This window comes from Pseudomonas palleroniana, assembly GCF_022836895.1.
In the GTDB taxonomy this organism is placed as follows: Bacteria; Pseudomonadota; Gammaproteobacteria; order Pseudomonadales; family Pseudomonadaceae; genus Aquipseudomonas; species Aquipseudomonas palleroniana.
On sequence record NZ_CP092411.1, the window covers coordinates 4,674,549 to 4,698,215 of the forward strand.

Sequence of the window (23,667 nt, forward strand, 5' to 3'; positions counted from 1 at the left end):
TCCCTCTGGTTTATCGCACTAGTCTGGCCTGCAAGTTCGCCTTCACCTGCGGCCACTCCGAGTCGATGATGCTGAAGCGCACCGAGTTGCGCTTGCGCCCGTCCGGCATGATGCGTTCGTGACGCACGATACCTTCCTGCACGGCGCCCAGACGCAGGATGGCTGCGCGAGAGTTTTCGTTGAGTTCGTCGGTGGTGAATTGCACGCGCACGCAGTCGAGCACATCGAAGGCGTAGCTGAGCAACAACAGCTTGGCCTCGGTATTGATTGCCGATTTCTGAGTGGATTGCGCCAGCCAGGTGTGGCCGATCTCCAGCTTGCGGTTGACCCGATCGATCTTCCAGAAGCGCGTACTGCCCACGACCTCGCCAGTGCTCTTGCGCACGATGGTGAAGGGCATGACCGTACCGGCATGACGCCCGGCCAAGGCGGTCGCCATGTACGCCTCGATGGTGTCCGGGCCGGGGACGTTGGTAACCTTGAGGTTCCACAACTCACCGTCGGCGGCGGCCTGGAGCAAGGCCGCTGTGTGTTCGAGCTGCAAGGGTTGGAGTTCGACGATAGTGCCGGTCAAGGTGATCTGGGTCATGGAGAGCTGCGCCGTCTGCGAGTGGTCGTCAGAGGGCAAGAGTGCAGGCTCGCGCAGCGCTTCGGCAAGTGTTTTAGAACAGGCCCATTTGCCCGCCGACCAGGGTGACGAAATCGTCGTTGACGAACGGCAGGATCGCATCGGCCACCGGCTGCAATTGCCGCGTGACGTAATGGTCGTAGTCGATCGCCGCCTGCCGCACCTCCAGCGGTTCCGGGCCGTTGAGCGTGATCACATAGCTGATCCAGCCACCGCGTTGGTACTGGCGCGGGCGGCCCAGGCGGTCGTTGTAGTCATCGGCCAGGCGTGCAGCGCGTACATGCGGTGGCACGTTGCGTTCGTAGTCATCCAGTTGACGACGCAGGCGCTTGCGGTAGATCAGCAGTTCATCGAACTCACCGCTCAAGGTGCGCCGCACGTAGTCGCGCACGTAGTCCTGATGGGGATGGCGATGGAAGATGCGCCGGTAGAGTTCCTGCTGGAACTGCCGCGCCAGGGGCGACCAGTCGCTGCGCACGGTTTCCAGGCCCTTGTAGACCATTTCCTCACTGCCATCCTCGCGCACGACCAAGCCCGCGTAGCGCTTTTTGCTGCCCTCCTCAGCGCCGCGAATGGTCGGCATGAGGAAACGGCTGAAGTGCGTTTCGTATTGCAGCTCCAAAGCACTTTGCAGGCCGAATTCGCGCTGTAAATGCTCACGCCACCAGGCGTTGACGTGCTGGACCAGCGCTTGGCCGATGCGGCCGGCATCGGCTTGGGAATGGGCTTTGCCCAGCCAGACAAAGGTGGAATCCGTGTCACCGTAAATCACCTCGTAACCCTGGGCTTCGACCAGCTTGCGCGTCTGGCGCATGATCTGGTGCCCACGCATCGTGATCGACGAAGCCAGCCGCGTATCGAAGAACCGGCAGCCGCTGGAACCGAGCACACCATAGAAGGCGTTCATGATGATTTTCAGGGCCTGGGACAACGGAGCGTTGTGTTCGCGCTTGGCCACTTCCCTACCTTCGGAAACACGAGCGACGATGGACGGCAGGCAATGGCGGGTGCGAGAGAACCGCGCACCGCGAAAGCCTTCCACTGACGCACTGTCTTCGGGGTGCTTGAGGCCTTCGATCAAGCCCACCGGATCGATCAGGAAGCTGCGGATGATCGACGGATAGAGGCTTTTGTAATCCAGCACCAATACCGACTCGTACAGGCCGGGACGCGAGTCCATGACAAACCCACCGGGGCTGGCCTGGGGTGGTTTGTCGCCCAGGTTCGGCGCGACAAAGCCCTGGCGGTGCATCAGCGGCATGTACAAATGGGTGAAGGCGGCGACGGAACCGCCGCTACGGTCGGCCGGCAACCCAGTGACGCTGGCCCGCTCCAGCAGAAACTTGAGCAAGTCGGTCTTGGCGAAAATCCGTGTGACCAATTCGCAGTCCTTGAGGTTGTAGCGCGCCAGGGCGGGCTTGTCCTCGGCAAACATGCGGTTGATTTCGTCCATGCGCTGATAGGGTGTGGAGATGTCCTTGCCTTCGCCGAGCAGGGTTTGCGCGACGTTTTCCAGGCTGAAGGACTCGAAACTCCAAGTGGCCGAACGCAGTGCCTCGATGCCGTCGATGATCAACCGCCCCGCTGCCGCCGCGAAGTAGTGATTGCGGCTGCCGTGTTCGCGCCACGTCATGGTTTCACCGCCGCGCCCCAGCAACAACGGTACATTGAGACGCTGGGCGTGCTCATGCAGCACGCGCAGGTCGAACTGCACCAGGTTCCAGCCGATGATCGCATCGGGATCATGGGTGGCAAGCCACAGGTTGAGGCGTTCGAGCAGTTGGGCGCGGGTCTCGCAGTAGTCGAGCTTGAAATCTACGGCAGCGGTTTTGTTGGGTGGGCCGAGCATGTACACCTGGCGCTCGCCGCAGCCCTCCAGAGCAATGGAATAGAGGTCGCCCTGGGCGGTGGTCTCGATGTCGAGGGACACCAGCTTGAGCGGCGGGCGGTAGTCGGGCGCGGGTTTCATCTGCGCATCGCCCAGCACGCCCGTTGCCTCAGGTGTGCCACCGAACCACACGGGCGCGGTGATGAAGCGCTCCATCATGTAGCGCTCCGGTGGGCGTACGTCGCCTTCGTAGACATCGACACCGGCGGCACGCAGGCGCTTTTCCAAGTCCATCAATTGGCGATGCTGGCGAGTGTAGAGGCCCAGCACCGGACGATGATGGAAGTCGCACAGTTGCAACGGGCGCAATTCGATATCACGCTCGCCCTTGAGCAGCCAATCCAGCGGCTTGCGATGGGCCTGAGGAATGAACATCACCGAGGTCTGCACGGGCAACCGAATACACCGCGGGCCATGGTCCGTGGCCAGCCAGAAACTGACCTCCGTGCCCGCCGGAGTGTCGCGCCAATGCCGGGTCAGGACAAAACCCTGCTGTAAATCCAACGTACCGCACCTCAGGAATCGCTTTCAGAGCGTGATTCTACTCGGCATTCGTCTCTACACGGCACGTTTACGTGCGATTCAGGCATCGCCGGCGGCAGCCCGCCGCAACCCGTGCGGTTCACGCCCGATGGGCTTGGCCCAGATAAGTCTCTATGTTGTTCATTTGCTCGTCCCAGCCACGAGAGTTCATCTTGAAGGCTTTTTGACGGCGGGCGGCAGGGATTGCATCAAACCCGGACTCGACAACCCGCAGCAGAATGCCCGGCGCACGGTCCTCTAAGGTGAACTCCACCAATGTCGGGGACTCCTTGTCGTAGTCGATGTCCTGCTCGACCGCGTAAGGATGCCACCAGAAGGAAAACAGGGTTTGCGGCAGGATGCGTTCGATCCTGGCCTTCCACATCACATGTTCGTAACCAGGGTAAGTAATCGGGGCTTCGATGGTTTCACCCGCGGCGAAGCTCTTGCCTTTGAGGGCGATGCCGAACCAACTGCCAAACTTTTCGGCGTCGGTCAGGGCCTCCCAGATCTGTTTGCGTGAAGCGTTGAGCAAGACTTTCCGTTCGATGCGATCTAATACAAGCATAAGTCACCTCCTCCATTGACAGTAGGCGACATCGATCAATGCGCAACCTTGAGTTATGCGCGATGATGGTGCCCCTACCCTCGACACGGCCGTACCTTATGACTGACCCGTTGAACGGAAGTTGCTTCTGCAAAGCTGTGCGCTATCAGGTGGACAGCCTCGACATGCCTATCAGCCATTGCCACTGTGACAGTTGCCGCAAAACCCATGCAGCTGCGTTCGTCGCCACTGCCGGGGTGATGCGTGAGCACTTTCGCTGGATACAGGGTAAGGAGCTGCTGTCGGCGTTTGAATCGTCGCCGGGCAAGCTGAGACATTTCTGCTCACGTTGCGGATCACATCTGATGGCGGAGCGCGGGCATCAGCCCCATGTGATCGTGCGAGTGGCGACGCTGGATGATGACCCGGGCGTCAGGCCCACTTCACATATCTGGACGAGCCACGATGTGCCGTGGCTGGCTCATGAGGGTTTGGAGTGCGTGGCGCGACCAGCCTGATCCTGTCCTGGCCGGGCTTAGACGTGCGGGTCGCCCGGGGCTTTGGCCGGCGCGGCATATTGGGGTTTCAAGTGCCCCTCTTGATCGAGTAGCCAGGCGTCCATGATCTGACGTACCACGGGGCCGGCGACTCGGCCACCAGCCTCACCGTTCTCGATCATGACCGAAATGACGATCTCCGGATGTTCCGCCGGGGCAAACCCGACGAACAAGGCGTTGTCGCGATGGCGCTCCAGGGTTTTGTTACGGTCGTAACGTTCGCCTTGCTTTATCGCGACCACCTGCGCCGTACCACTCTTGCCGGCGATGCGGTATTGCGCACCTTGCGCCGCGGCCCGTGCGATACCACGCGGGTCGTGCATCACAAGCTGCATGCCGTGGTTGACCTGTTCCCAATCACGCGGGTCCTTGAGGACTACGTTGGGCATCGGATGTTCATCCACTGGCGGCACACCGTTGATGGTCTTCGCCAGGTGCGGTCGGTTCCACACACCTTTGTTGGCGATCAACGCGGTGGCTTGGGCCAATTGCAGTGGCGTGACTTGCATATAACCCTGGCCGATACCCAGGATCACGGTTTCCCCCGGGAACCAGGGTTGGCGACGTGTGGCGCGCTTCCAGGCTTGAGACGGCATCAGGCCAGCAGACTCCTCGAACATATCCAGGGAGACTTTCTGACCAAGACCGAATTCCGCCAGGTAGTCATGCAACCGGTCAATCCCGAGTTTGTGGGCCAGGTCGTAAAAATAGGTGTCGTTGGAACGCATGATTGCCGCGTCCATATCCACCCAGCCGTCGCCACTGTGATTCCAGTTTCGGTATTTGTGGTCAAAGTCGGGCAACTGATAGTAACCAGGGTCGAACACTCGGGTTTGAGCGGTGACGACACCACTGTCGAGACCGGCGATGGCTACTTCCGGCTTGATGGTCGAGCCGGGCGCGTAAAGACCGCGCAACACGCGGTTGAACAGCGGACGGTCGATGGAATCGTGCAGCGCGGCGTATTCCTTGAAGCTGATACCGGTGACGAACAGGTTCGGGTCGAAGCTCGGCTTGCTGACCATGGCGAGCACTTCGCCCGTACGTGGATCAAGTGCCACAACCGAGCCGCGACGGTCGCCCAGGGCCTCTTCGGCGGCCTCCTGGAGTTTGACGTCGAGGCTCAGCACGATGTTTTTGCCGGGGATCGGGTCGGTGTGCTTGAGAACGCGTAATACACGACCCTGGGCGTTTGTCTCGACCTCCTCATAGCCGACATGGCCATGCAGCTCAGACTCATAGAACCGCTCGATGCCGGTCTTGCCGATGGACTGGGTACCGCGGTATTCCACAGAATCGAGGGACTTGGATTCTTTTTCGTTGATGCGGCCGACGTAGCCGATCGAATGAGCGAAATGCGGGCCCAACGGATAGTGCCGCACGAACTGCGGCTCAACGTCCACGCCTGGCAGACGAAATTCGTTGACGGCCAAAACGGCAATCTGTTCTTCAGTCAGTTCATAAAATAGCGTAACGGGCACAAACGGATGGCGCGCTTGTTTCAGCGCCTTGTCGAACACTGCACGGTCTTCGGCGGGTAGGTGCAGCAGATTGACGATGGCATCCAACTCGCCCTTGAGGTCGGTCGTACGCTCACGGGTGATCGTCAGGTTGTAGCTGGGGCGGTTATCAGCCAGCACGACGCCGTTGCGGTCATAGATCAAACCGCGGGTCGGCGTGATCGGCAGTACGTGGACCCGGTTGTTTTCTGAAATCGTGGAGTGGTAGTCGTATTGCACCACTTGCAGAAAATACAGGCGGCCCACCAGAGCACAGGTGATACCAATCACCAGCAGCGCGCAGGCGAACAGACGCTTGTTGACCAAACGGTTTTCTTTTTCGTGATCTTTGATCGGTATCGCTTCAGGCATTTCTACAGCATCTCGTTGAAGAGGGTCGACGCCGCATCCTGCGGATAAAGATCAATCCTTGTGAAAATGTGCTGCACCATACCAAAAATGCAGAAACACTTTGCATCGATTTCCCCAACGGCATGTGTTTTGTCAGGTGAACACGGACTTTGGCTCTCGAAAGGCTTCAAGCCATAGGGGGCCATGTTTGCGACCGATGCCCGATAGGTTAGGCGCACGGGGCTCGTGGTGTAAGTAACTGTGCTGACACACGGCTCAAGACAATTGGCTTGAACCCACTGGGCGCCGTGCCACAGCCAGCTTGCCACTTTTCGATCGCCCAAAACAAAACCCCATCTGCTTTCGCAAATGGGGTTTCGGAATTTAATCTTGACGATGACCTACTCTCACATGGGGAAACCCCACACTACCATCGGCGATGCATCGTTTCACTGCTGAGTTCGGGATGGGATCAGGTGGTTCCAATGCTCTATGGTCGTCAAGAAATTCGGGTACTGAGTCGCAGCCAGTCGGCTTCGCTTCAGCAAATTGGGTATGTAATAGAAGTCGGTGTCTTGTGAGCGTCGAACTTTCGGTTCATAGCGTCTTCACACACCGCAATCTGGCCTTTCGACTCAAATTGCTTGGGTGTTATATGGTCAAGCCTCACGGGCAATTAGTATTGGTTAGCTCAACGCCTCACAGCGCTTACACACCCAACCTATCAACGTCGTAGTCTTCGACGGCCCTTCAGGGAACTCAAGGTTCCAGTGAGATCTCATCTTGAGGCTAGTTTCCCGCTTAGATGCTTTCAGCGGTTATCTATTCCGAACATAGCTACCCGGCAATGCCACTGGCGTGACAACCGGAACACCAGAGGTTCGTCCACTCCGGTCCTCTCGTACTAGGAGCAGCCCCTCTCAAATCTCAAACGTCCACGGCAGATAGGGACCGAACTGTCTCACGACGTTCTAAACCCAGCTCGCGTACCACTTTAAATGGCGAACAGCCATACCCTTGGGACCGGCTTCAGCCCCAGGATGTGATGAGCCGACATCGAGGTGCCAAACACCGCCGTCGATATGAACTCTTGGGCGGTATCAGCCTGTTATCCCCGGAGTACCTTTTATCCGTTGAGCGATGGCCCTTCCATACAGAACCACCGGATCACTAAGACCTACTTTCGTACCTGCTCGACGTGTCTGTCTCGCAGTCAAGCGCGCTTTTGCCTTTATACTCTACGACCGATTTCCGACCGGTCTGAGCGCACCTTCGTACTCCTCCGTTACTCTTTAGGAGGAGACCGCCCCAGTCAAACTACCCACCATACACTGTCCTCGATCCGGATAACGGACCTGAGTTAGAACCTCAAAGTTGCCAGGGTGGTATTTCAAGGATGGCTCCACGCAGACTGGCGTCCACGCTTCAAAGCCTCCCACCTATCCTACACAAGCAAATTCAAAGTCCAGTGCAAAGCTATAGTAAAGGTTCACGGGGTCTTTCCGTCTAGCCGCGGATACACTGCATCTTCACAGCGATTTCAATTTCACTGAGTCTCGGGTGGAGACAGCGCCGCCATCGTTACGCCATTCGTGCAGGTCGGAACTTACCCGACAAGGAATTTCGCTACCTTAGGACCGTTATAGTTACGGCCGCCGTTTACCGGGGCTTCGATCAAGAGCTTCGCGTTAGCTAACCCCATCAATTAACCTTCCGGCACCGGGCAGGCGTCACACCCTATACGTCCACTTTCGTGTTTGCAGAGTGCTGTGTTTTTAATAAACAGTCGCAGCGGCCTGGTATCTTCGACCGGCATGGGCTTACGGAGCAAGTCCTTCACCCTCACCGGCGCACCTTCTCCCGAAGTTACGGTGCCATTTTGCCTAGTTCCTTCACCCGAGTTCTCTCAAGCGCCTTGGTATTCTCTACCCAACCACCCTGTGTCGGTTTGGGGTACGGTTCCTGGTTACCTGAAGCTTAGAAGCTTTTCTTGGAAGCATGGCATCAACCACTTCGTCATCTAAAAGATGACTCGTCATCAGCTCTCGGCCTTAGAATCCCGGATTTACCTAAGATTCCAGCCTACCACCTTAAACTTGGACAACCAACGCCAAGCTGGCCTAGCCTTCTCCGTCCCTCCATCGCAATAACCAGAAGTACAGGAATATTAACCTGTTTTCCATCGACTACGCTTTTCAGCCTCGCCTTAGGGACCGACTAACCCTGCGTCGATTAACGTTGCGCAGGAAACCTTGGTCTTTCGGCGTGGGTGTTTTTCACACCCATTGTCGTTACTCATGTCAGCATTCGCACTTCTGATACCTCCAGCAAGCTTCTCAACTCACCTTCACAGGCTTACAGAACGCTCCTCTACCGCATCACTTACGTGATACCCGTAGCTTCGGTGTATGGTTTGAGCCCCGTTACATCTTCCGCGCAGGCCGACTCGACTAGTGAGCTATTACGCTTTCTTTAAAGGGTGGCTGCTTCTAAGCCAACCTCCTAGCTGTCTAAGCCTTCCCACATCGTTTCCCACTTAACCATAACTTTGGGACCTTAGCTGACGGTCTGGGTTGTTTCCCTTTTCACGACGGACGTTAGCACCCGCCGTGTGTCTCCCATGCTCGGCACTTGTAGGTATTCGGAGTTTGCATCGGTTTGGTAAGTCGGGATGACCCCCTAGCCGAAACAGTGCTCTACCCCCTACAGTGATACATGAGGCGCTACCTAAATAGCTTTCGAGGAGAACCAGCTATCTCCGAGCTTGATTAGCCTTTCACTCCGATCCACAGGTCATCCGCTAACTTTTCAACGGTAGTCGGTTCGGTCCTCCAGTTAGTGTTACCCAACCTTCAACCTGCCCATGGATAGATCGCCCGGTTTCGGGTCTATTCCCAGCGACTAGACGCCCTATTAAGACTCGCTTTCGCTACGCCTCCCCTATTCGGTTAAGCTCGCCACTGAAAATAAGTCGCTGACCCATTATACAAAAGGTACGCAGTCACAGAACAAAGTCTGCTCCCACTGCTTGTACGCATACGGTTTCAGGATCTATTTCACTCCCCTCTCCGGGGTTCTTTTCGCCTTTCCCTCACGGTACTAGTTCACTATCGGTCAGTCAGTAGTATTTAGCCTTGGAGGATGGTCCCCCCATATTCAGACAAAGTTTCTCGTGCTCCGTCCTACTCGATTTCATGACTAAGAGATTTTCGCGTACAGGGCTATCACCCACTATGGCCGCACTTTCCAGAGCGTTCCGCTAATCTCAAAGCCACTTAAGGGCTAGTCCCCGTTCGCTCGCCACTACTAAGGGAATCTCGGTTGATTTCTTTTCCTCAGGGTACTTAGATGTTTCAGTTCCCCTGGTTCGCCTCTTGCACCTATGTATTCAGTACAAGATAACCATCTTATGATGGCTGGGTTCCCCCATTCAGACATCTCCGGATCAAAGTCTGTTTGCCGACTCCCCGAAGCTTTTCGCAGGCTACCACGTCTTTCATCGCCTCTGACTGCCAAGGCATCCACCGTATGCGCTTCTTCACTTGACCATATAACCCCAAGCAATCTGGTTATACTGTGAAGACGACATTCGCCGAAAATTCGAATTTCTCAACTAAGAGAACTCACAAATTTTACCTTAGCCTGATCCGTTACCAGTGAAAGTAACGTTCAGTCTATCTTTCTATCACATACCCAAATTTTTAAAGAACGATCTAATCAAAGACTAGAAATCAACATTCACCATCACCTTGATGGAATGCTCATTTCTAAGCTTTAAACGTCAGAAGCAGTAGTGGTGGAGCCAAACGGGATCGAACCGTTGACCTCCTGCGTGCAAGGCAGGCGCTCTCCCAGCTGAGCTATGGCCCCGTATTTCTACAGGCGTTTCCCACACAAAATTGGTGGGTCTGGGCAGATTCGAACTGCCGACCTCACCCTTATCAGGGGTGCGCTCTAACCAACTGAGCTACAGACCCAATTTCGGGCTGCTTCTTATCGTCTTCTTCAATGAATCAAGCAATTCGTGTGGGAGCTTATGGAGCAGCTGATGTCGTCGATTAAGGAGGTGATCCAGCCGCAGGTTCCCCTACGGCTACCTTGTTACGACTTCACCCCAGTCATGAATCACACCGTGGTAACCGTCCTCCCGAAGGTTAGACTAGCTACTTCTGGTGCAACCCACTCCCATGGTGTGACGGGCGGTGTGTACAAGGCCCGGGAACGTATTCACCGCGACATTCTGATTCGCGATTACTAGCGATTCCGACTTCACGCAGTCGAGTTGCAGACTGCGATCCGGACTACGATCGGTTTTATGGGATTAGCTCCACCTCGCGGCTTGGCAACCCTTTGTACCGACCATTGTAGCACGTGTGTAGCCCAGGCCGTAAGGGCCATGATGACTTGACGTCATCCCCACCTTCCTCCGGTTTGTCACCGGCAGTCTCCTTAGAGTGCCCACCATAACGTGCTGGTAACTAAGGACAAGGGTTGCGCTCGTTACGGGACTTAACCCAACATCTCACGACACGAGCTGACGACAGCCATGCAGCACCTGTCTCAATGTTCCCGAAGGCACCAATCCATCTCTGGAAAGTTCATTGGATGTCAAGGCCTGGTAAGGTTCTTCGCGTTGCTTCGAATTAAACCACATGCTCCACCGCTTGTGCGGGCCCCCGTCAATTCATTTGAGTTTTAACCTTGCGGCCGTACTCCCCAGGCGGTCAACTTAATGCGTTAGCTGCGCCACTAAAAGCTCAAGGCTTCCAACGGCTAGTTGACATCGTTTACGGCGTGGACTACCAGGGTATCTAATCCTGTTTGCTCCCCACGCTTTCGCACCTCAGTGTCAGTATCAGTCCAGGTGGTCGCCTTCGCCACTGGTGTTCCTTCCTATATCTACGCATTTCACCGCTACACAGGAAATTCCACCACCCTCTACCATACTCTAGTCAGTCAGTTTTGAATGCAGTTCCCAGGTTGAGCCCGGGGATTTCACATCCAACTTAACAAACCACCTACGCGCGCTTTACGCCCAGTAATTCCGATTAACGCTTGCACCCTCTGTATTACCGCGGCTGCTGGCACAGAGTTAGCCGGTGCTTATTCTGTCGGTAACGTCAAAACAGTTACGTATTAGGCAACTGCCCTTCCTCCCAACTTAAAGTGCTTTACAATCCGAAGACCTTCTTCACACACGCGGCATGGCTGGATCAGGCTTTCGCCCATTGTCCAATATTCCCCACTGCTGCCTCCCGTAGGAGTCTGGACCGTGTCTCAGTTCCAGTGTGACTGATCATCCTCTCAGACCAGTTACGGATCGTCGCCTTGGTGAGCCATTACCTCACCAACTAGCTAATCCGACCTAGGCTCATCTGATAGCGCAAGGCCCGAAGGTCCCCTGCTTTCTCCCGTAGGACGTATGCGGTATTAGCGTCCGTTTCCGGACGTTATCCCCCACTACCAGGCAGATTCCTAGGCATTACTCACCCGTCCGCCGCTCTCAAGAGAAGCAAGCTTCTCTCTACCGCTCGACTTGCATGTGTTAGGCCTGCCGCCAGCGTTCAATCTGAGCCATGATCAAACTCTTCAGTTCAAACATCTTTGGGTTTTTAAGAAACCCTAAACTTGGCTCAGCAATCGTTGGTTACATCTTTGATTTCTCGCGGAGTAACTTGTGATGCTGATAATCTTGTTGACTATCAGTCTGACTCCACAAGCACCCACACGAATTGCTTGATTCAGTTGTTAAAGAGCGGTTGGTTAAGTCTTTCGTCTCAACCGAGGCGCGCATTCTACAGCAGCCTCATTTGCTGTCAAGTGATTATTTTCAGAAGCTTTCGAAGATTTCTTCAACAACTTCAACCACTTGCGCTTCCGATCTCTCGTTAGCGGGAGGCGAATTCTACAGCGTTACACGCTGCTGTCAACACCTCTTTTTCTCCGCTTTCGACCGAGAAGATCGAACCGTTGATAGAGCCAAATAACACCGCCCGATCAACTCCTTCTGGGCTTCGATGAACTGAAGCTATTCGCTGCCTGAATCTTCGTAACTTCTTGTTTACCAAGGAGTTTTCAGTTTCTACTGCGCCGGAAGTGGGGCGAATTATAGACAGATATAATTCACCGTCAACACTTAATTTGAATTGACTATCAAATAGTTTGAAATCCCCATTTCCTCTATATAAGTGAGAGCATCACGCAAAACTGAGCAATATATTGCCCAACGACAAACAGTTAAGCATCATAGCGCCTTCCGCCTACCGACCAAGACCCGGACGTACCCCAATGACCACCTCACACCGCAGCCTGGCCTCGACATTGTTTCCTGTCGGCCTGCTGTTGATCGCCATGGCTTCCATCCAGTCCGGTGCCTCCTTGGCAAAAAGCATGTTCCCTATCGTCGGCGCGCAAGGCACCACCACCCTGCGCTTGATTTTCGCCAGTGTGATCATGTTGCTTCTACTACGCCCATGGCGCGCCAAGCTGACGGCCAAGTCCCTGCGCACTGTCGTCATCTACGGGATGGCGTTGGGCGGCATGAACTTTCTCTTCTATATGTCCTTGCGCACGGTCCCGTTGGGTATTGCAGTGGCCCTGGAATTTACCGGACCACTCGCCGTCGCCATCTATGCATCCCGCCGAGCAGTGGACTTCCTATGGATCGGCCTTGCAATCACCGGCCTTCTCTTATTGATCCCAACGAATGAGGCCAGCAGCGGCATCGACCTGACCGGCGCAGCCTACGCACTCGGCGCCGGGATTTGCTGGGCGCTGTACATTCTGTTTGGCCAGAAAGCGGGTAACGACAATGGCGTCCAGACCGCAGCCCTCGGGGTCATGATTGCCGCATTGTTCGTCGCACCGATCGGCATTGTCCATGCAGGCACCGCGTTACTCACGCCAGCGTTGATTCCTGTCGCCATCGGTGTCGCCATTCTATCCACTGCTCTGCCCTACACCTTGGAAATGGTCGCGCTCACTCGCCTGCCCGCCCGCACCTTCGGCACTCTGATGAGCATCGAACCCGCTTTCGGTGCACTTTCCGGCCTGTTTTTCCTGCATGAACATCTGTCCCTGGCGCAATGGCTTGCAATCACCTGCATCATTCTGGCTTCCGTAGGCGCCACTTTGACAATGCGCAACGAATCCAAACCTTTGGTGCCAGCCGATTGATCCGCATGAAAAGGTAGCTCTGGCAATTACCCCTCATTTAGGCCATGTTTAGCCAGCAAACAAATGTCACTTATGGAGAATTTCGACAAGGACAGCCTGAACGCTACAATCGAGAGCGAATAAAGCCTGCATCGAGCCTTTTGCGAAGCGGCTATAAGGATAGGAATGAAACGAATTTTGATACTGTTAATGATCGTGGGCATAGCTGGCTGTGCCGCGACCACCAAGACAGAAGTGAAACGGGGCAAAAAAGGGCTGCATATCAACTGTTCCGGCCTGTCCTCCTCCTGGGACCAGTGCTACACCAGTGCAACCAATTCATGCGGCGCCAAGGGCTATCGGATCATCGCAAAATCCGGTGACAACGCCGAGGAACCAGGAGATTACCCCTTCGGGATAAACCCGGCCGGTTATACCAGCCGTAGCATGATTGTGATCTGCAAGTAGCGCCGTTCGGCGACTAGAGTCGCCGACGCTTTAGTCCTGCACCCCGAGCTGCGACCGATCAAATCGCAGCTGTACGTACCCGCAACCACTCCAAAGCGGCACCACTGAGCAGCGGGCTCAAGCGATCACGCACCTCGGCGTGGTAAGCGTTGAACCACTCCCGCTCGTCCGCCGTCAGCAGCGACGGTATCAGGCAACGGGTGTCGATCGGGCATAAGGTCAGGGTTTCAAACTTGAGGAACTCACCAAACTCCGTCTTGCCCGCCTCACGGTTCAACACCAGATTCTCGATACGCACGCCCCAACGACCTGGGCGATAAGTGCCCGGTTCGATTGAAGTAATCATGCCTGGCTGCATCGCCGTTTGCGGTGCAGTGGCGGCTTGGTAGGCGATCACCTGCGGGCCTTCATGCACATTCAGGAAATACCCTACGCCATGACCTGTGCCGTGACCGTAGTCCACACCTTCGGCCCAGATCGGCGCACGTGCGATGGCGTCCAGCAGTGGCGACAGAATGCCCTTGGGGAAATGCGCCCGGGACAAGGCGATCACCCCCTTGAGCACGCGCGTGCAATCGCGTTTCTGCTCGTCACTCGGCGTACCGATCGGCACCATCCGTGTGATGTCCGTGGTGCCACCCAGATACTGGCCGCCCGAATCGATCAGCAGCAGGCCGTCACCTTCAATCACCGCATGCTCTTCTTCGGTCGCGTGGTAATGGGGCATGGCACCGTTGGCGTTGAACGCCGCGATAGTGTTGAAACTCAGCGATACGTAATCGGGACGGCGGGTACGGGCAGCGGTCAGGTGTTCGTCAATGGTCAGCTCGGTAATACGTTCGCGACCCAATGCACTGTCCAGCCAGGCGAAGAATTCGCACAGTGCCGCACCATCCTGTTCCATGGCCCGGCGGATATGCTCCGCGTCGGCCAGGCTCTTGCGGGACTTGGCCAAGGTGGTCGGGTTCAGCCCCTCAACCAGCTTGACGCCGGCATCGAGGTTCTCCAGCAAACCGGCGGTCACGCGCGCCGGATCAATGTGCAGGCTTGCCCCCGCTGGCACGTCACGCAGTGCTTGTGCGACTTCGCTGTAGTCACGCAACGTCACGCCATCCTGCGCCAATACCGCGCGCAGTTCGTCATCCACTTTGTTCAGGGCCACAAACAATGTGGCCTGCGCCTGGCTGATCAAGGCAAAGGATACAAACACCGGGTTGAACGACACATCGCCGCCGCGCAGGTTGAACAACCAGGCGATGTCATCCAGGGTGGCGATGAAATGCCAGTCGGCGCCCTTCTCTTTCAAGCTGGCGCGAAGTGCCGCGAGTTTTTCGCCACGGCTGACGGTGGCTTGCGGCGGCAGGTGCGGGTAGACCGGCTGGTTCGGCAGTGCCGGACGGTCTTTCCAGACCTCGTTCAGAAGGTCGATGTCCGTACGCAGCCGCGCTCCACGCTCTGCCAGCTTGGCGCTCAGGGTACGCGCCGAGGCCACCGCCATGACCGCGCCATCCACCGCCACCACACCGCCTTCCGGGGTTTGCTCGGCCAGCCATTCCAATGGGCCGGGTTGGCCTGGCTGCAACTTCACCAGTTCAATGCCGCTGCCCTTGAGCTCCTTGGTCGCTTGCTCCCAATAACGGCTGTCGGCCCACACCCCGGCAAAATCCGCCGTGACAATCAACGTTCCCACAGAGCCATGGAAACCGGACAACCATTGGCGTCCTTGCCAGTAACCCGGCAAGTATTCGGACAGGTGCGGGTCAGCCGACGGCACCAGCAAGGCATGAATGCCCTCGCGGCTCATCAGTTCGCGGGTATGCGCCAGGCGCTGGGGAACCGTTCCATGGGTCAAAGGCTGCGTACTCATTGTGTCTCCTGCTAACCACTCATAATTGTTATGTGAATCAAACGGCCCAAAACGCGGGTGCACTGGCCAGGGCTGCCTTGATCAGTTGCACGGCCGCATCGATATCCTGCTCGGTGGTGAACCGACCCAGGCTCAGGCGGATGGTACGTGCGGCGCTGCGAGCATCATGGCCCAGGGCCAGAAGCACGTGAGACGGCGCATTGCTGGCCGAATTGCAGGCCGAGGTCGCCGAAAAGGCAATGCCTGCGCTCAATGCGCTCGAGTTGAACTCCCCTTCAGCAAAGGTCAGGCTGAGTGTATGGGGAATGCGCTGCGTCGGGCTGCCATTGAGGCGCACGCCGGCAATCGGCTCCAATTGGTCGAGCAGACGCTGACGCAACGCGGCAATCATCGCTTTCTCTTCGACAAAGGACTGCGCAGCCAAGGCGAACGCCGCCCCCATCCCCGCAATCTGGTGGGTCGCCAGGGTGCCGGAGCGCAAGCCACCCTCGTGACCACCGCCGTGAATCTGCGCCAACACTTTCTGCTGCGCACGCGGGCCGACATACAGCGCGCCGATGCCCTTGGGGCCGTACAGCTTGTGCGCCGAAAACGACATCAGGTCTACCGGCCATTCAGCCAGGTCGATGGCGACCTTGCCGGCCCCCTGCGCCGCATCCACATGCAACAGCGCGCCGTGCTCACGCACGCGCGCGCCAATGGCAGGGATGTCGTTCAAGGTGCCCAGCTCATTGTTCACCAGCATCAGCGATACCAGGAAGGTGTCCTCGCGCAACGCTTCACTCACTGCATCAGCGCTGATCAAGCCTTCGGCGTCCGGCACCAGGTAGGTCACGGCCACCCCGGCTTCCTGCAACTGCCGCGCAGTGTCCAGCGTGGCCTTGTGCTCGATCTGGCTGGTGATGATATGCCCACCCGCCACGCCGCGTGCCTGGGCGACGCCCTTGATCGCGAGGTTGTTGGATTCGGTGGCGCCGGAAGTCCAGACGATCTGCTCAGGACCGGCACCGACCAGATCGGCCACTTGGCGACGCGCCTGTTCAACCGTTTGCCGGGCCGCCTGGCCGAACGCATGGGAACTGGACGCCGGGTTGCCGAAATTGGCATGGAAGCCCAGGCACTCGACCATCACCTGGATGACTCGCTCATCCACCGGCGTGGTGGCGGCGTAGTCGAAATACAACGGACGTTTCTTCATGACGTTAAAGACTCGCAGAGCGTATTCCCGAGAACAACGTCTCAGGGGCATCGATGGGAACAGAGGTCGTCAGGTTTAACCGATCGTATGCCATTGAAAGAAGATCACTGTAGGCAAATGTGCGTAGGAACGCTCCTGAAATCCAGCTTAACAGGCGCAAGTGACGTCATGGAAAACAAAAAGCCCGAGATTCCTTGTGGGAACCTCGGGCTTTTCGCCATTGAGCGCGGGCTCAACTGGGACGACCTTGCAACGTCACGCTGCGCTCGGCGTTCATTTCGCCCTGGCGATCAAAGCCAAAGGGCTTCTGTGGCTGAGCCGTCAGCGCGGCCCGTTGCTGTTGATATTCGTCAAACGACAGGCCGCGACGGCTCAGTGCTTCCAAGGCCAATTCCTTGGTTTCTTCGGCGGTGTAGGGGCGTAGCTCGGGCGAAGGGTGGGTTGCGCATCCGGCGAGCACGGAGCTGACAATCAACAAGCAAACAGCGAGAAAACGGTTCATGGCGAAGGTCCTGGGAAGAGGTTTCAAGTCGATGAACACAGGCTACTCCCGCCCTCGCACGGTTAAAAATCACCGCCCTTGATAGTCGCTATCAGCTATTCAGACACTTTCGATAGCCCCACCAAATATTCTATTTAGATCTATAAATATGGAAATACGTTCATTTACGGAATAACAAAGACCTTTTATAAAGGGCTCCCGGCTTCACCACACTGTTCGCCACGCAACTGTTGCCCAAACAACAGCCGTTTAACGACCCCCCCAGTTTCATTTTGAGGAATACCGTGTGACAGCCAACACCCACAGCGTCCTGCCCTCCCCCTTGCAGACCGCACAGTTGCTGGCCGCCGAATTCGCCCTCACCGCCGTTGAGCGTGACGAACGCGGTGGTACACCCAAAACCGAACGTGACGCTTTGCGTCAGAGCGGCTTGCTCGCGCTAAGCATTCCCACCCAGTACGGTGGCCTCGGCGCGCGCTGGAGTGAAACCCTGGAGGTCGTACGCGAATTCGCCAAGGTCGACAGTTCCATCGCCCATGTCTTCGGCTTTCATCATTTAATGCTCGCCACCGTGCGCCTGTTCGCCCGACCCGAGCAATGGCAACCCTGGTTCGAACAGACCGCGCGCAAAAGCTGGTTCTGGGGCAATGCCCTCAACCCCTTGGACACCCGAACGCTGGTCAAGAATTTCGGCGGCTGGCGCGAATTCTCCGGTAAGAAAAGTTTCTGCTCCGGCGCCAGCGACTCCGAAATGCTGATTGCCTCGGCGGTGGATGAAAGCGCCGGAGGCAAGCTGCTGATTGCCGCCATCCCCAGCGGACGCAGCGGCATCACTTTGCATAATGACTGGAACAATATCGGCCAGCGCCAAACCGACAGCGGCAGCGTGAGCTTCGAGCGGGTGCGCGTCGAAGAGTCGGAGTTGCTGCTCGACCCTGGGCCACTGAGCACACCCTTTGCCTGCCTGCGCCCGTTGATCGCCCAGCTGACCTTCACCCATATGTTCCTGGGCATTGCCGAAGGTGCCTTTGCAGAAGCCCGTCATTACACCCTCACCGAAACCCGCTCGTGGCATAAATCCACGGCCGACGACGTGCGCCAGGATCCTTACGTGCTGCATCACTACGGCGACTTCTGGGTGGCTCTTGAAGGTATACGCCTGCTGGTGGAGCGTGCTGCCGGGTTGCTCGACCAAGCCTGGGCCAAGGGGCCCCATCTGAGCGAACACGAGCGCGGGCAATTGGCGATTGCGATTGCCACCGCCAAGGTCGCCGCCACCCGCCAGGGCCTGGATCTGTGCAGCCGCCTTTTCGAAGTCACCGGCGCGCGGTCAACCCACGCCTCGCTGCGCCTGGACCGCCACTGGCGCAACCTGCGCACACAATCCCTGCACGACCCGGTGGACTACAAGCTCCACGAACTGGGGGACTGGGCATTGAATCAGTCCCTGCCGATTCCGACGTTCTATTCCTGAGAGAGGTGCCCATGCAGCTTCTGACCCTACCGCCCTCACCCGCCCTCGCGACCTCGATCCGCGCCACGGCCCAGGTCTTCGAAGACCCCAAATCCCAGGCGCTGCTCGATCACATCAGGCAAGTGGCTCCCAGTGAAGCCAGCGTATTGATCATCGGCGAGACCGGCACCGGTAAAGAGCTGGTGGCGCGGCATATCCATAACCTCAGTGCACGGCGCAACCGGCCGTTCGTGGCGGTCAATTGCGGGGCGTTCTCCGAATCCCTGGTGGAAGCCGAACTGTTCGGCCATGAAAAAGGCGCGTTTACCGGCGCCCTCAGCGCCAAGGCCGGCTGGTTCGAAGAGGCCGATGGCGGCACCTTGTTCCTCGATGAAATCGGCGACTTGCCCATGGCGATCCAGGTCAAGCTGTTGCGCGTCCTGCAAGAACGCGAAGTCGTGCGCCTGGGCTCGCGCAAGAGCATTCCAATTGATGTGCGCGTGCTCGCCGCGACCAATGTGCAACTGGAAAAGGCCATCAATGCCGGGCATTTCCGCGAAGATCTCTACTACCGTCTCGATGTGGTCAGTCTGGAACTCAGCCCGTTGCGCGAGCGCCCCGGCGATATCCTGGCGCTGACCCGGCATTTCATCGAAACCTACAGCCAGCGCCTGGGCTACGGCCCGATCACCATCAGCCGCGAGGCCGAGCACAAACTCAAGAGCTACAGCTGGCCGGGCAATATTCGCGAACTGGAAAACGTCATACACCACACGTTGTTGATCTGCCGTAACGGCGTGATCGAACGTGACGATTTGCGCCTGTCGAACCTGCGCATCGAGCGCCAGGACGATAGCCAGCAGGCCACCGACAACAGTGCCCAGGCGCTATTGGAGCGCGCCTTCCAAAAACTCTTCGAGGAACAGGCCGGCGCGCTGCATGAAAAGGTCGAAGACGCACTGCTGCGCGCCGCCTACCGTTTCAGCCATTACAACCAGGTGCACACCGCCAACCTGCTGGGCCTGAGCCGCAATGTCACGCGCACGCGCCTGATCAAGATCGGCGAACTGGCAGTGAACAAACGCCGCCCGGGGGAAACCGTGCAGGGCGAGCGGATGCTGCATTTATCCATTTAAACGGCAGTGCAAAGCGTTGTCATGGCTGCGCTCGAAGCTGCGCAGCACCTGGAACGAACCGAAGGTCACCGCCGTGGCCTGATGGGCGCGGATCAACGTCCAGAAATCTTCTTCGCCGTGCTCGAAGCATTTGAACGCCGCCTCGCCATCCTCACGCGAGCGCCATTGCAGGTAATTGAGCACTCGCCGACCATCGTCACTGACTTGCACACTCGCATTGATAAAGCCGGCATGGCGCTGGGCCAGACGCTCGCTCTGGGTAGACAAGGCCGCCACCAAGGCAAATTGTTGCTGGGGCTCGATCTGGAACTCGATCAACTGAGTGAAGCTGCGATTTTTCTCTGATACCTGCATGAACACTCCCCTTCCTTTGTAAGCAGAATCTTGCGATTCGATGCCGTGCAGGGTAAAACCTCTAGTTAAGTCAAGGTCAAGCGCGAATTCGGAGATTTTCATGCTCAACAAGGAACTCACCGTCGGCCAGCTGGCCGCCCGCAGTGGTGTGGCCGTCACGGCCTTGCACTTCTACGAGAGCAAGGGGCTGATCAAGAGCAACCGCAATGCCGGTAACCAACGGCGCTACCCCCGGGATGTGCTGCGGCGGGTGGTGGTGATCAAGATCGCCCAACGCCTGGGCATTCCGCTGGCGACGATTGGCCAAGCCCTGCAAACCCTGCCCGATGGCCGCACGCCCACGGCGCAGGATTGGCAACGCTTGTCGGCGCTGTGGCGGGAAGACCTGGATGAGCGCATCAACAAGCTGACGTTGCTGCGGGACAAACTCAGCGGCTGTATCGGCTGCGGGTGTCTGTCGCTGGAGGCATGCCCGCTGCGTAATCAGGGCGACAAGCTCGGTGAATGCGGCCCAGGCGCCCAATTGCTGGAGCCTAGCCCTTAGCCGAGAGCGAGCAAGTCGGCACCCCAGGCAAATCACCCGCTCACACTGCCAGCCCAGCATCTCGTCGGTTGCTCGCAGGCCACGGTCGGCGTGGCCTATAGTGAAAAAGTCGTACCTCCCTGCCCCCCACCAAAGGAGAACGAAATGAGCGTTAAACCGATTCCCGAGGGTTTCCACAGCCTCACGCCCTACTTGGGCGTCGAACAAGCCGCCGAAGCCATTGAGTTTTACAAGAAGGCATTCAACGCCACCCAAGTCATGCGCCTGGATATGCCCGATGGCAGAGTGGGCCATGCTGAACTGCGCATAGGCGACTCGCCCATCATGCTTGGCTCGCCTTGCGATGAAAGTCCGTTCGGCAGCCCTCGCGACGGCCACACCAGCGTCGGCCTGCATTTATATGTGGCCGATGTCGACGCGCAGTACCAACAAGCCATCGCCGCGGGTGGTATTGCCGTCTCCGACCCCAAAGACCAGTTTTATGGCGACCGTACCGGCACGCTGAGAGACCCGTTCGGGCATGTCTGGTTTCTGGCCACCCACAAAGAAGACCTGACCGAAGCGCAGATCCGCCAACGCGCAATAGAGATGTTCAAGCAAGGCTGAGCCTGCAGGAGCGAGCGTGCTCGCTCCTGCATCACACTTCATGAACACCCCCTCCACGCTTTCCTCCTTGCCCCGAGCGCCGTGTGATTCCAGGATGCAGGCAATCATCACAAGGAGTCATTCCATGTTCGCCGGATTCCAAAAAGACCAGTGCCACGTCAACGGCGTCAGCATCAGTTACCGCAAAGGCGGTAGCGGTCCCGGCCTGCTCCTGCTGCACGGGCACCCGCAAACCCACGTCATCTGGCACAAAGTCGCCGAACAACTGGCCGCGCACTTCACCGTAGTGGCCGCCGACCTGCGCGGTTATGGTGACAGCAGCAAACCGCCGGCCAATGCGCTGCACACGAACTATTCGAAACGGGAAATGGCCCGGGACAGCGTCGAGCTGATGCGGGCCCTGGGCTTCGACTCCTTTTCGGTACTGGCCCACGACCGTGGCGCGCGCGTCGCCCATCGCCTGGCGCTGGACCATCCCCGGAGCGTGCAGCGCATGGTGCTGCTGGATATCGCGCCGACCCTGTCGATGTACGCACAAACCGATGAAGCCTTTGCCCGTGCCTACTGGCACTGGTTCTTCCTGATCCGCCCGGCGCCGCTGCCGGAGGCCCTGATCGAGAGCAACCCCGAACTGTACCTGCGCAGTGTGATGGGCAGCCGCAGCGCCGGGCTCAAACCCTTCACCGATGCAGCCTTCGCCGAATACCTGCGCTGCCTGAGCCTGCCAGGCAGCGCCACCGGTATCTGCGAGGACTACCGCGCCTCTGCCGGTATCGACCTTGCGCACGACCAGGCCGACATCGACGCCGGCAACCAGCTGAACCTGCCGTTGCTGGTGCTGTGGGGCGCCGAAGGCACGGTCGGCCGCTGTTTCGAGCCACTCAAGGAATGGCAGCAAGTCGCCACCGATGTGCGCGGCAAGGCGCTGCCGGCCGGCCATTACCTTGCCGAGGAAGTGCCTGAATTGTTACTGGACGAAGTCCTGACCTTCCTTCGCTGAAGCCCTGATCCGCTTCCCCGCGCCGGCGCGCAAACGCCGGCGACGGGGTCTGCTTGCCTCAAAAAAGACCCGCGAGATAACAACAATGACAATCAGAAAACTGCTGGGAACCCTATATGTGCAGGTGCTCATCGCCATCGCGCTGGGCGTGCTGATCGGCCATCTACGGCCGCAGATCGGTATCGACCTCAAGCCGCTGGGCGACGGGTTTATCAAGCTGATCAAGATGATCATCGGCCCGATCATCTTCTGCACCGTGGTCAGTGGCATCACTAGCATGCACGACGTGAAGCAAGTGGGCCGGGTCGGTGGCAAGGCGTTGCTGTACTTCGAGCTCGTATCCACCGTCGCCCTGTTGATCGGTATCCTGGCCGCGCACCTGTTGCACCCAGGCGAGGGCTTCAACATTGATGTCAAGACCCTCGACAGCTCGGCGATCGCAGGGTTTGTCGGCCAGGCCGAACATGGCGAAGGCATCACCGGCTTTCTGCTGCAGGTGATCCCCACGACGTTCTTCGACGCGTTCTCCAAAGGGGAAATCCTGCCCGTGCTGTTCGTTTCGGTACTGTTCGGCATCGGCCTGGTGATGGTCGGCGAAAAGGCCCGGCCCCTGGTTGGCGTGATCAATCAGGCCAGCGAAGTGTTTTTCCGCATCGTGGGGATCATCAGCCGCGTCGCGCCTATCGGTGCCTTCGGCGCGATTGCCTTTACCATCGGCAAATACGGCGTGGGTTCGCTGCTGCCCCTGCTGAAGCTGGTGGGCACGTTCTATGTCACCGCGTTTTTCTTCGTGGCCGTGGTGCTGGGCAGCATCGCCCGCTATGCCGGGTTCAGCATTTTCAAACTGTTGGGCTATATCAAGTCGGAATTGCTGATCGTGCTGGGGACCAGCTCTTCGGAGTCGGCACTGCCGCAACTGATCCAAAAGCTCGAAAGCCTTGGCGCGTCCAAGGGCGTGGTGGGTATCGTGGTGCCGACCGGCTACACCTTCAACCTGGACGGTACCAACATCTATATGACCCTGGCCGTGCTGTTTCTGGCGCAGGCCACCAACATTCACCTGCCGCTGGAACAACAGTTGACCCTGCTCGCGGTCGCCATGCTGACGTCCAAGGGCGCAGGTGCGGTGGTGGGCGCAGGCTTTGTGGCACTGGCGGCAAGCCTGGCGGTGGTGCCGACCGTCCCCGTGGCGGCGATGGTGCTGATCCTCGGCGTCCACCGCTTCATGGCCGAATGCCGTTCGCTGACCAATATCATCGGCAACGCAGTCGCCGCCTTGGTGGTGGCGGCCTGGGAAGGTGAGCTGGATCGCGAGAAGATGGCGCCGATTGCCCTCAAGCAGGGTCGCCATGCGCGGGCCGCGGCACAGGCAAAAATCTCCGCTGAGTAAGC

At 57.9% G+C, this 23,667-nt stretch carries 17 protein-coding genes, 2 tRNA genes and 3 rRNA genes; 9 read left to right on the forward strand and 13 right to left on the reverse strand.

The window, feature by feature from the left end; translation table 11 throughout:
* Window positions 1–10: 10 nt before the first annotated feature.
* From MJP36_RS20780 to MJP36_RS20790, 3 genes are all read right to left on the reverse strand, one after another.
* The gene (locus tag MJP36_RS20780; protein WP_060752356.1) at window positions 11–589 is read right to left on the reverse strand and encodes a GNAT family N-acetyltransferase; all 579 of its coding nucleotides are present in this window, start codon (window positions 587–589) and stop codon (window positions 11–13) included.
* 73 nt (window positions 590–662) lie between these two features.
* On the reverse strand, window positions 663–3,020 hold the full coding sequence (locus MJP36_RS20785; RefSeq protein ID WP_244383935.1) for a DNA polymerase II: 2,358 nt from the start codon (window positions 3,018–3,020) through the stop codon (window positions 663–665).
* Between the two features lie 118 nt (window positions 3,021–3,138).
* Window positions 3,139–3,606: an SRPBCC family protein gene (locus MJP36_RS20790; RefSeq protein WP_090372204.1), complete on the reverse strand. Its 468-nt coding sequence runs from the start codon at window positions 3,604–3,606 to the stop codon at window positions 3,139–3,141.
* 98 nt (window positions 3,607–3,704) lie between these two features.
* Between MJP36_RS20790 and MJP36_RS20795 the strand changes: the two genes are divergently transcribed.
* Complete coding sequence (locus MJP36_RS20795) at window positions 3,705–4,103, forward strand: GFA family protein (protein WP_104996103.1); 399 nt, start codon at window positions 3,705–3,707, stop codon at window positions 4,101–4,103.
* Between the two features lie 17 nt (window positions 4,104–4,120).
* Here MJP36_RS20795 and mrdA read toward each other — a convergent pair whose 3' ends face one another.
* The 6 genes from mrdA to MJP36_RS20825 all read right to left on the reverse strand — a co-directional run bounded on the left by mrdA (window position 4,121) and on the right by MJP36_RS20825 (window position 11,588).
* Window positions 4,121–6,013, reverse strand: coding sequence for a penicillin-binding protein 2 (gene mrdA / locus MJP36_RS20800; RefSeq protein WP_060752352.1), 1,893 nt, complete (start codon window positions 6,011–6,013; stop codon window positions 4,121–4,123).
* 367 nt (window positions 6,014–6,380) lie between these two features.
* Window positions 6,381–6,496, reverse strand: a 5S ribosomal RNA gene (rrf, locus tag MJP36_RS20805).
* 151 nt (window positions 6,497–6,647) lie between these two features.
* Window positions 6,648–9,540 (reverse strand): 23S ribosomal RNA (locus MJP36_RS20810).
* Between the two features lie 246 nt (window positions 9,541–9,786).
* Window positions 9,787–9,862: transfer RNA gene (locus MJP36_RS20815), tRNA-Ala, on the reverse strand.
* 30 nt (window positions 9,863–9,892) lie between these two features.
* A tRNA-Ile gene (locus MJP36_RS20820) sits at window positions 9,893–9,969 on the reverse strand.
* Between the two features lie 82 nt (window positions 9,970–10,051).
* Window positions 10,052–11,588, reverse strand: a 16S ribosomal RNA gene (locus MJP36_RS20825).
* Together the 16S, 23S and 5S rRNA genes with 2 tRNA genes alongside form the textbook arrangement of a ribosomal RNA operon.
* Before the next feature lie 692 nt (window positions 11,589–12,280).
* Here MJP36_RS20825 and rhtA point away from each other — a divergent pair.
* Complete coding sequence (gene rhtA, locus MJP36_RS20830; protein WP_244383936.1) at window positions 12,281–13,168, forward strand: threonine/homoserine exporter RhtA; 888 nt, start codon at window positions 12,281–12,283, stop codon at window positions 13,166–13,168.
* 165 nt (window positions 13,169–13,333) lie between these two features.
* Window positions 13,334–13,615, forward strand: a complete 282-nt coding sequence (locus MJP36_RS20835) for a hypothetical protein (RefSeq protein ID WP_060756997.1) — start codon at window positions 13,334–13,336, stop codon at window positions 13,613–13,615.
* 58 nt (window positions 13,616–13,673) lie between these two features.
* Here the strand turns inward: MJP36_RS20835 and MJP36_RS20840 are convergent, their stop codons facing one another.
* The 3 genes from MJP36_RS20840 to MJP36_RS20850 form a co-directional block, all read right to left on the reverse strand.
* Window positions 13,674–15,482, reverse strand: coding sequence for an aminopeptidase P family protein (locus MJP36_RS20840; RefSeq protein WP_104995980.1), 1,809 nt, complete (start codon window positions 15,480–15,482; stop codon window positions 13,674–13,676).
* A 37-nt stretch (window positions 15,483–15,519) separates the two neighbouring features.
* Complete coding sequence (locus tag MJP36_RS20845; protein ID WP_244383937.1) at window positions 15,520–16,680, reverse strand: cysteine desulfurase family protein; 1,161 nt, start codon at window positions 16,678–16,680, stop codon at window positions 15,520–15,522.
* Window positions 16,681–16,912: 232 nt separating this feature from the next.
* A complete protein-coding gene (locus MJP36_RS20850; protein WP_060756994.1) occupies window positions 16,913–17,182 on the reverse strand; it encodes a hypothetical protein in 270 nt (89 codons plus the stop codon).
* 286 nt (window positions 17,183–17,468) lie between these two features.
* On the opposite strand from MJP36_RS20850, the gene MJP36_RS20855 reads away from it, so the two are divergent.
* Both MJP36_RS20855 and MJP36_RS20860 read left to right on the forward strand, forming a co-directional pair.
* Complete coding sequence (locus MJP36_RS20855) at window positions 17,469–18,656, forward strand: acyl-CoA dehydrogenase family protein (RefSeq protein WP_244383938.1); 1,188 nt, start codon at window positions 17,469–17,471, stop codon at window positions 18,654–18,656.
* Window positions 18,657–18,667: 11 nt separating this feature from the next.
* A complete protein-coding gene (locus MJP36_RS20860; protein ID WP_060756992.1) occupies window positions 18,668–19,771 on the forward strand; it encodes a sigma-54 interaction domain-containing protein in 1,104 nt (367 codons plus the stop codon).
* Here the strand turns inward: MJP36_RS20860 and MJP36_RS20865 are convergent.
* The gene (locus tag MJP36_RS20865; protein ID WP_060756991.1) at window positions 19,760–20,125 is read right to left on the reverse strand and encodes an antibiotic biosynthesis monooxygenase; all 366 of its coding nucleotides are present in this window, start codon (window positions 20,123–20,125) and stop codon (window positions 19,760–19,762) included. The genes MJP36_RS20860 and MJP36_RS20865 overlap by 12 nt on opposite strands.
* A 100-nt stretch (window positions 20,126–20,225) precedes the next feature.
* Between MJP36_RS20865 and soxR the strand changes: the two genes are divergently transcribed.
* The 4 genes from soxR to MJP36_RS20885 all read left to right on the forward strand — a co-directional run bounded on the left by soxR (window position 20,226) and on the right by MJP36_RS20885 (window position 23,665).
* Window positions 20,226–20,669, forward strand: coding sequence for a redox-sensitive transcriptional activator SoxR (soxR, locus tag MJP36_RS20870; protein WP_060756990.1), 444 nt, complete (start codon window positions 20,226–20,228; stop codon window positions 20,667–20,669).
* Window positions 20,670–20,813: 144 nt separating this feature from the next.
* Entirely contained in the window at window positions 20,814–21,275 is a 462-nt protein-coding gene (locus MJP36_RS20875; protein ID WP_205345431.1) for a VOC family protein, read from the forward strand.
* Window positions 21,276–21,399: 124 nt separating this feature from the next.
* Window positions 21,400–22,275, forward strand: a complete 876-nt coding sequence (locus MJP36_RS20880) for an alpha/beta fold hydrolase (RefSeq protein WP_060756988.1) — start codon at window positions 21,400–21,402, stop codon at window positions 22,273–22,275.
* Between the two features lie 85 nt (window positions 22,276–22,360).
* Window positions 22,361–23,665 (forward strand): dicarboxylate/amino acid:cation symporter, encoded by a 1,305-nt coding sequence (locus tag MJP36_RS20885; protein WP_244383939.1) that lies wholly within the window; start codon window positions 22,361–22,363, stop codon window positions 23,663–23,665.
* Window positions 23,666–23,667: the final 2 nt, after the last annotated feature.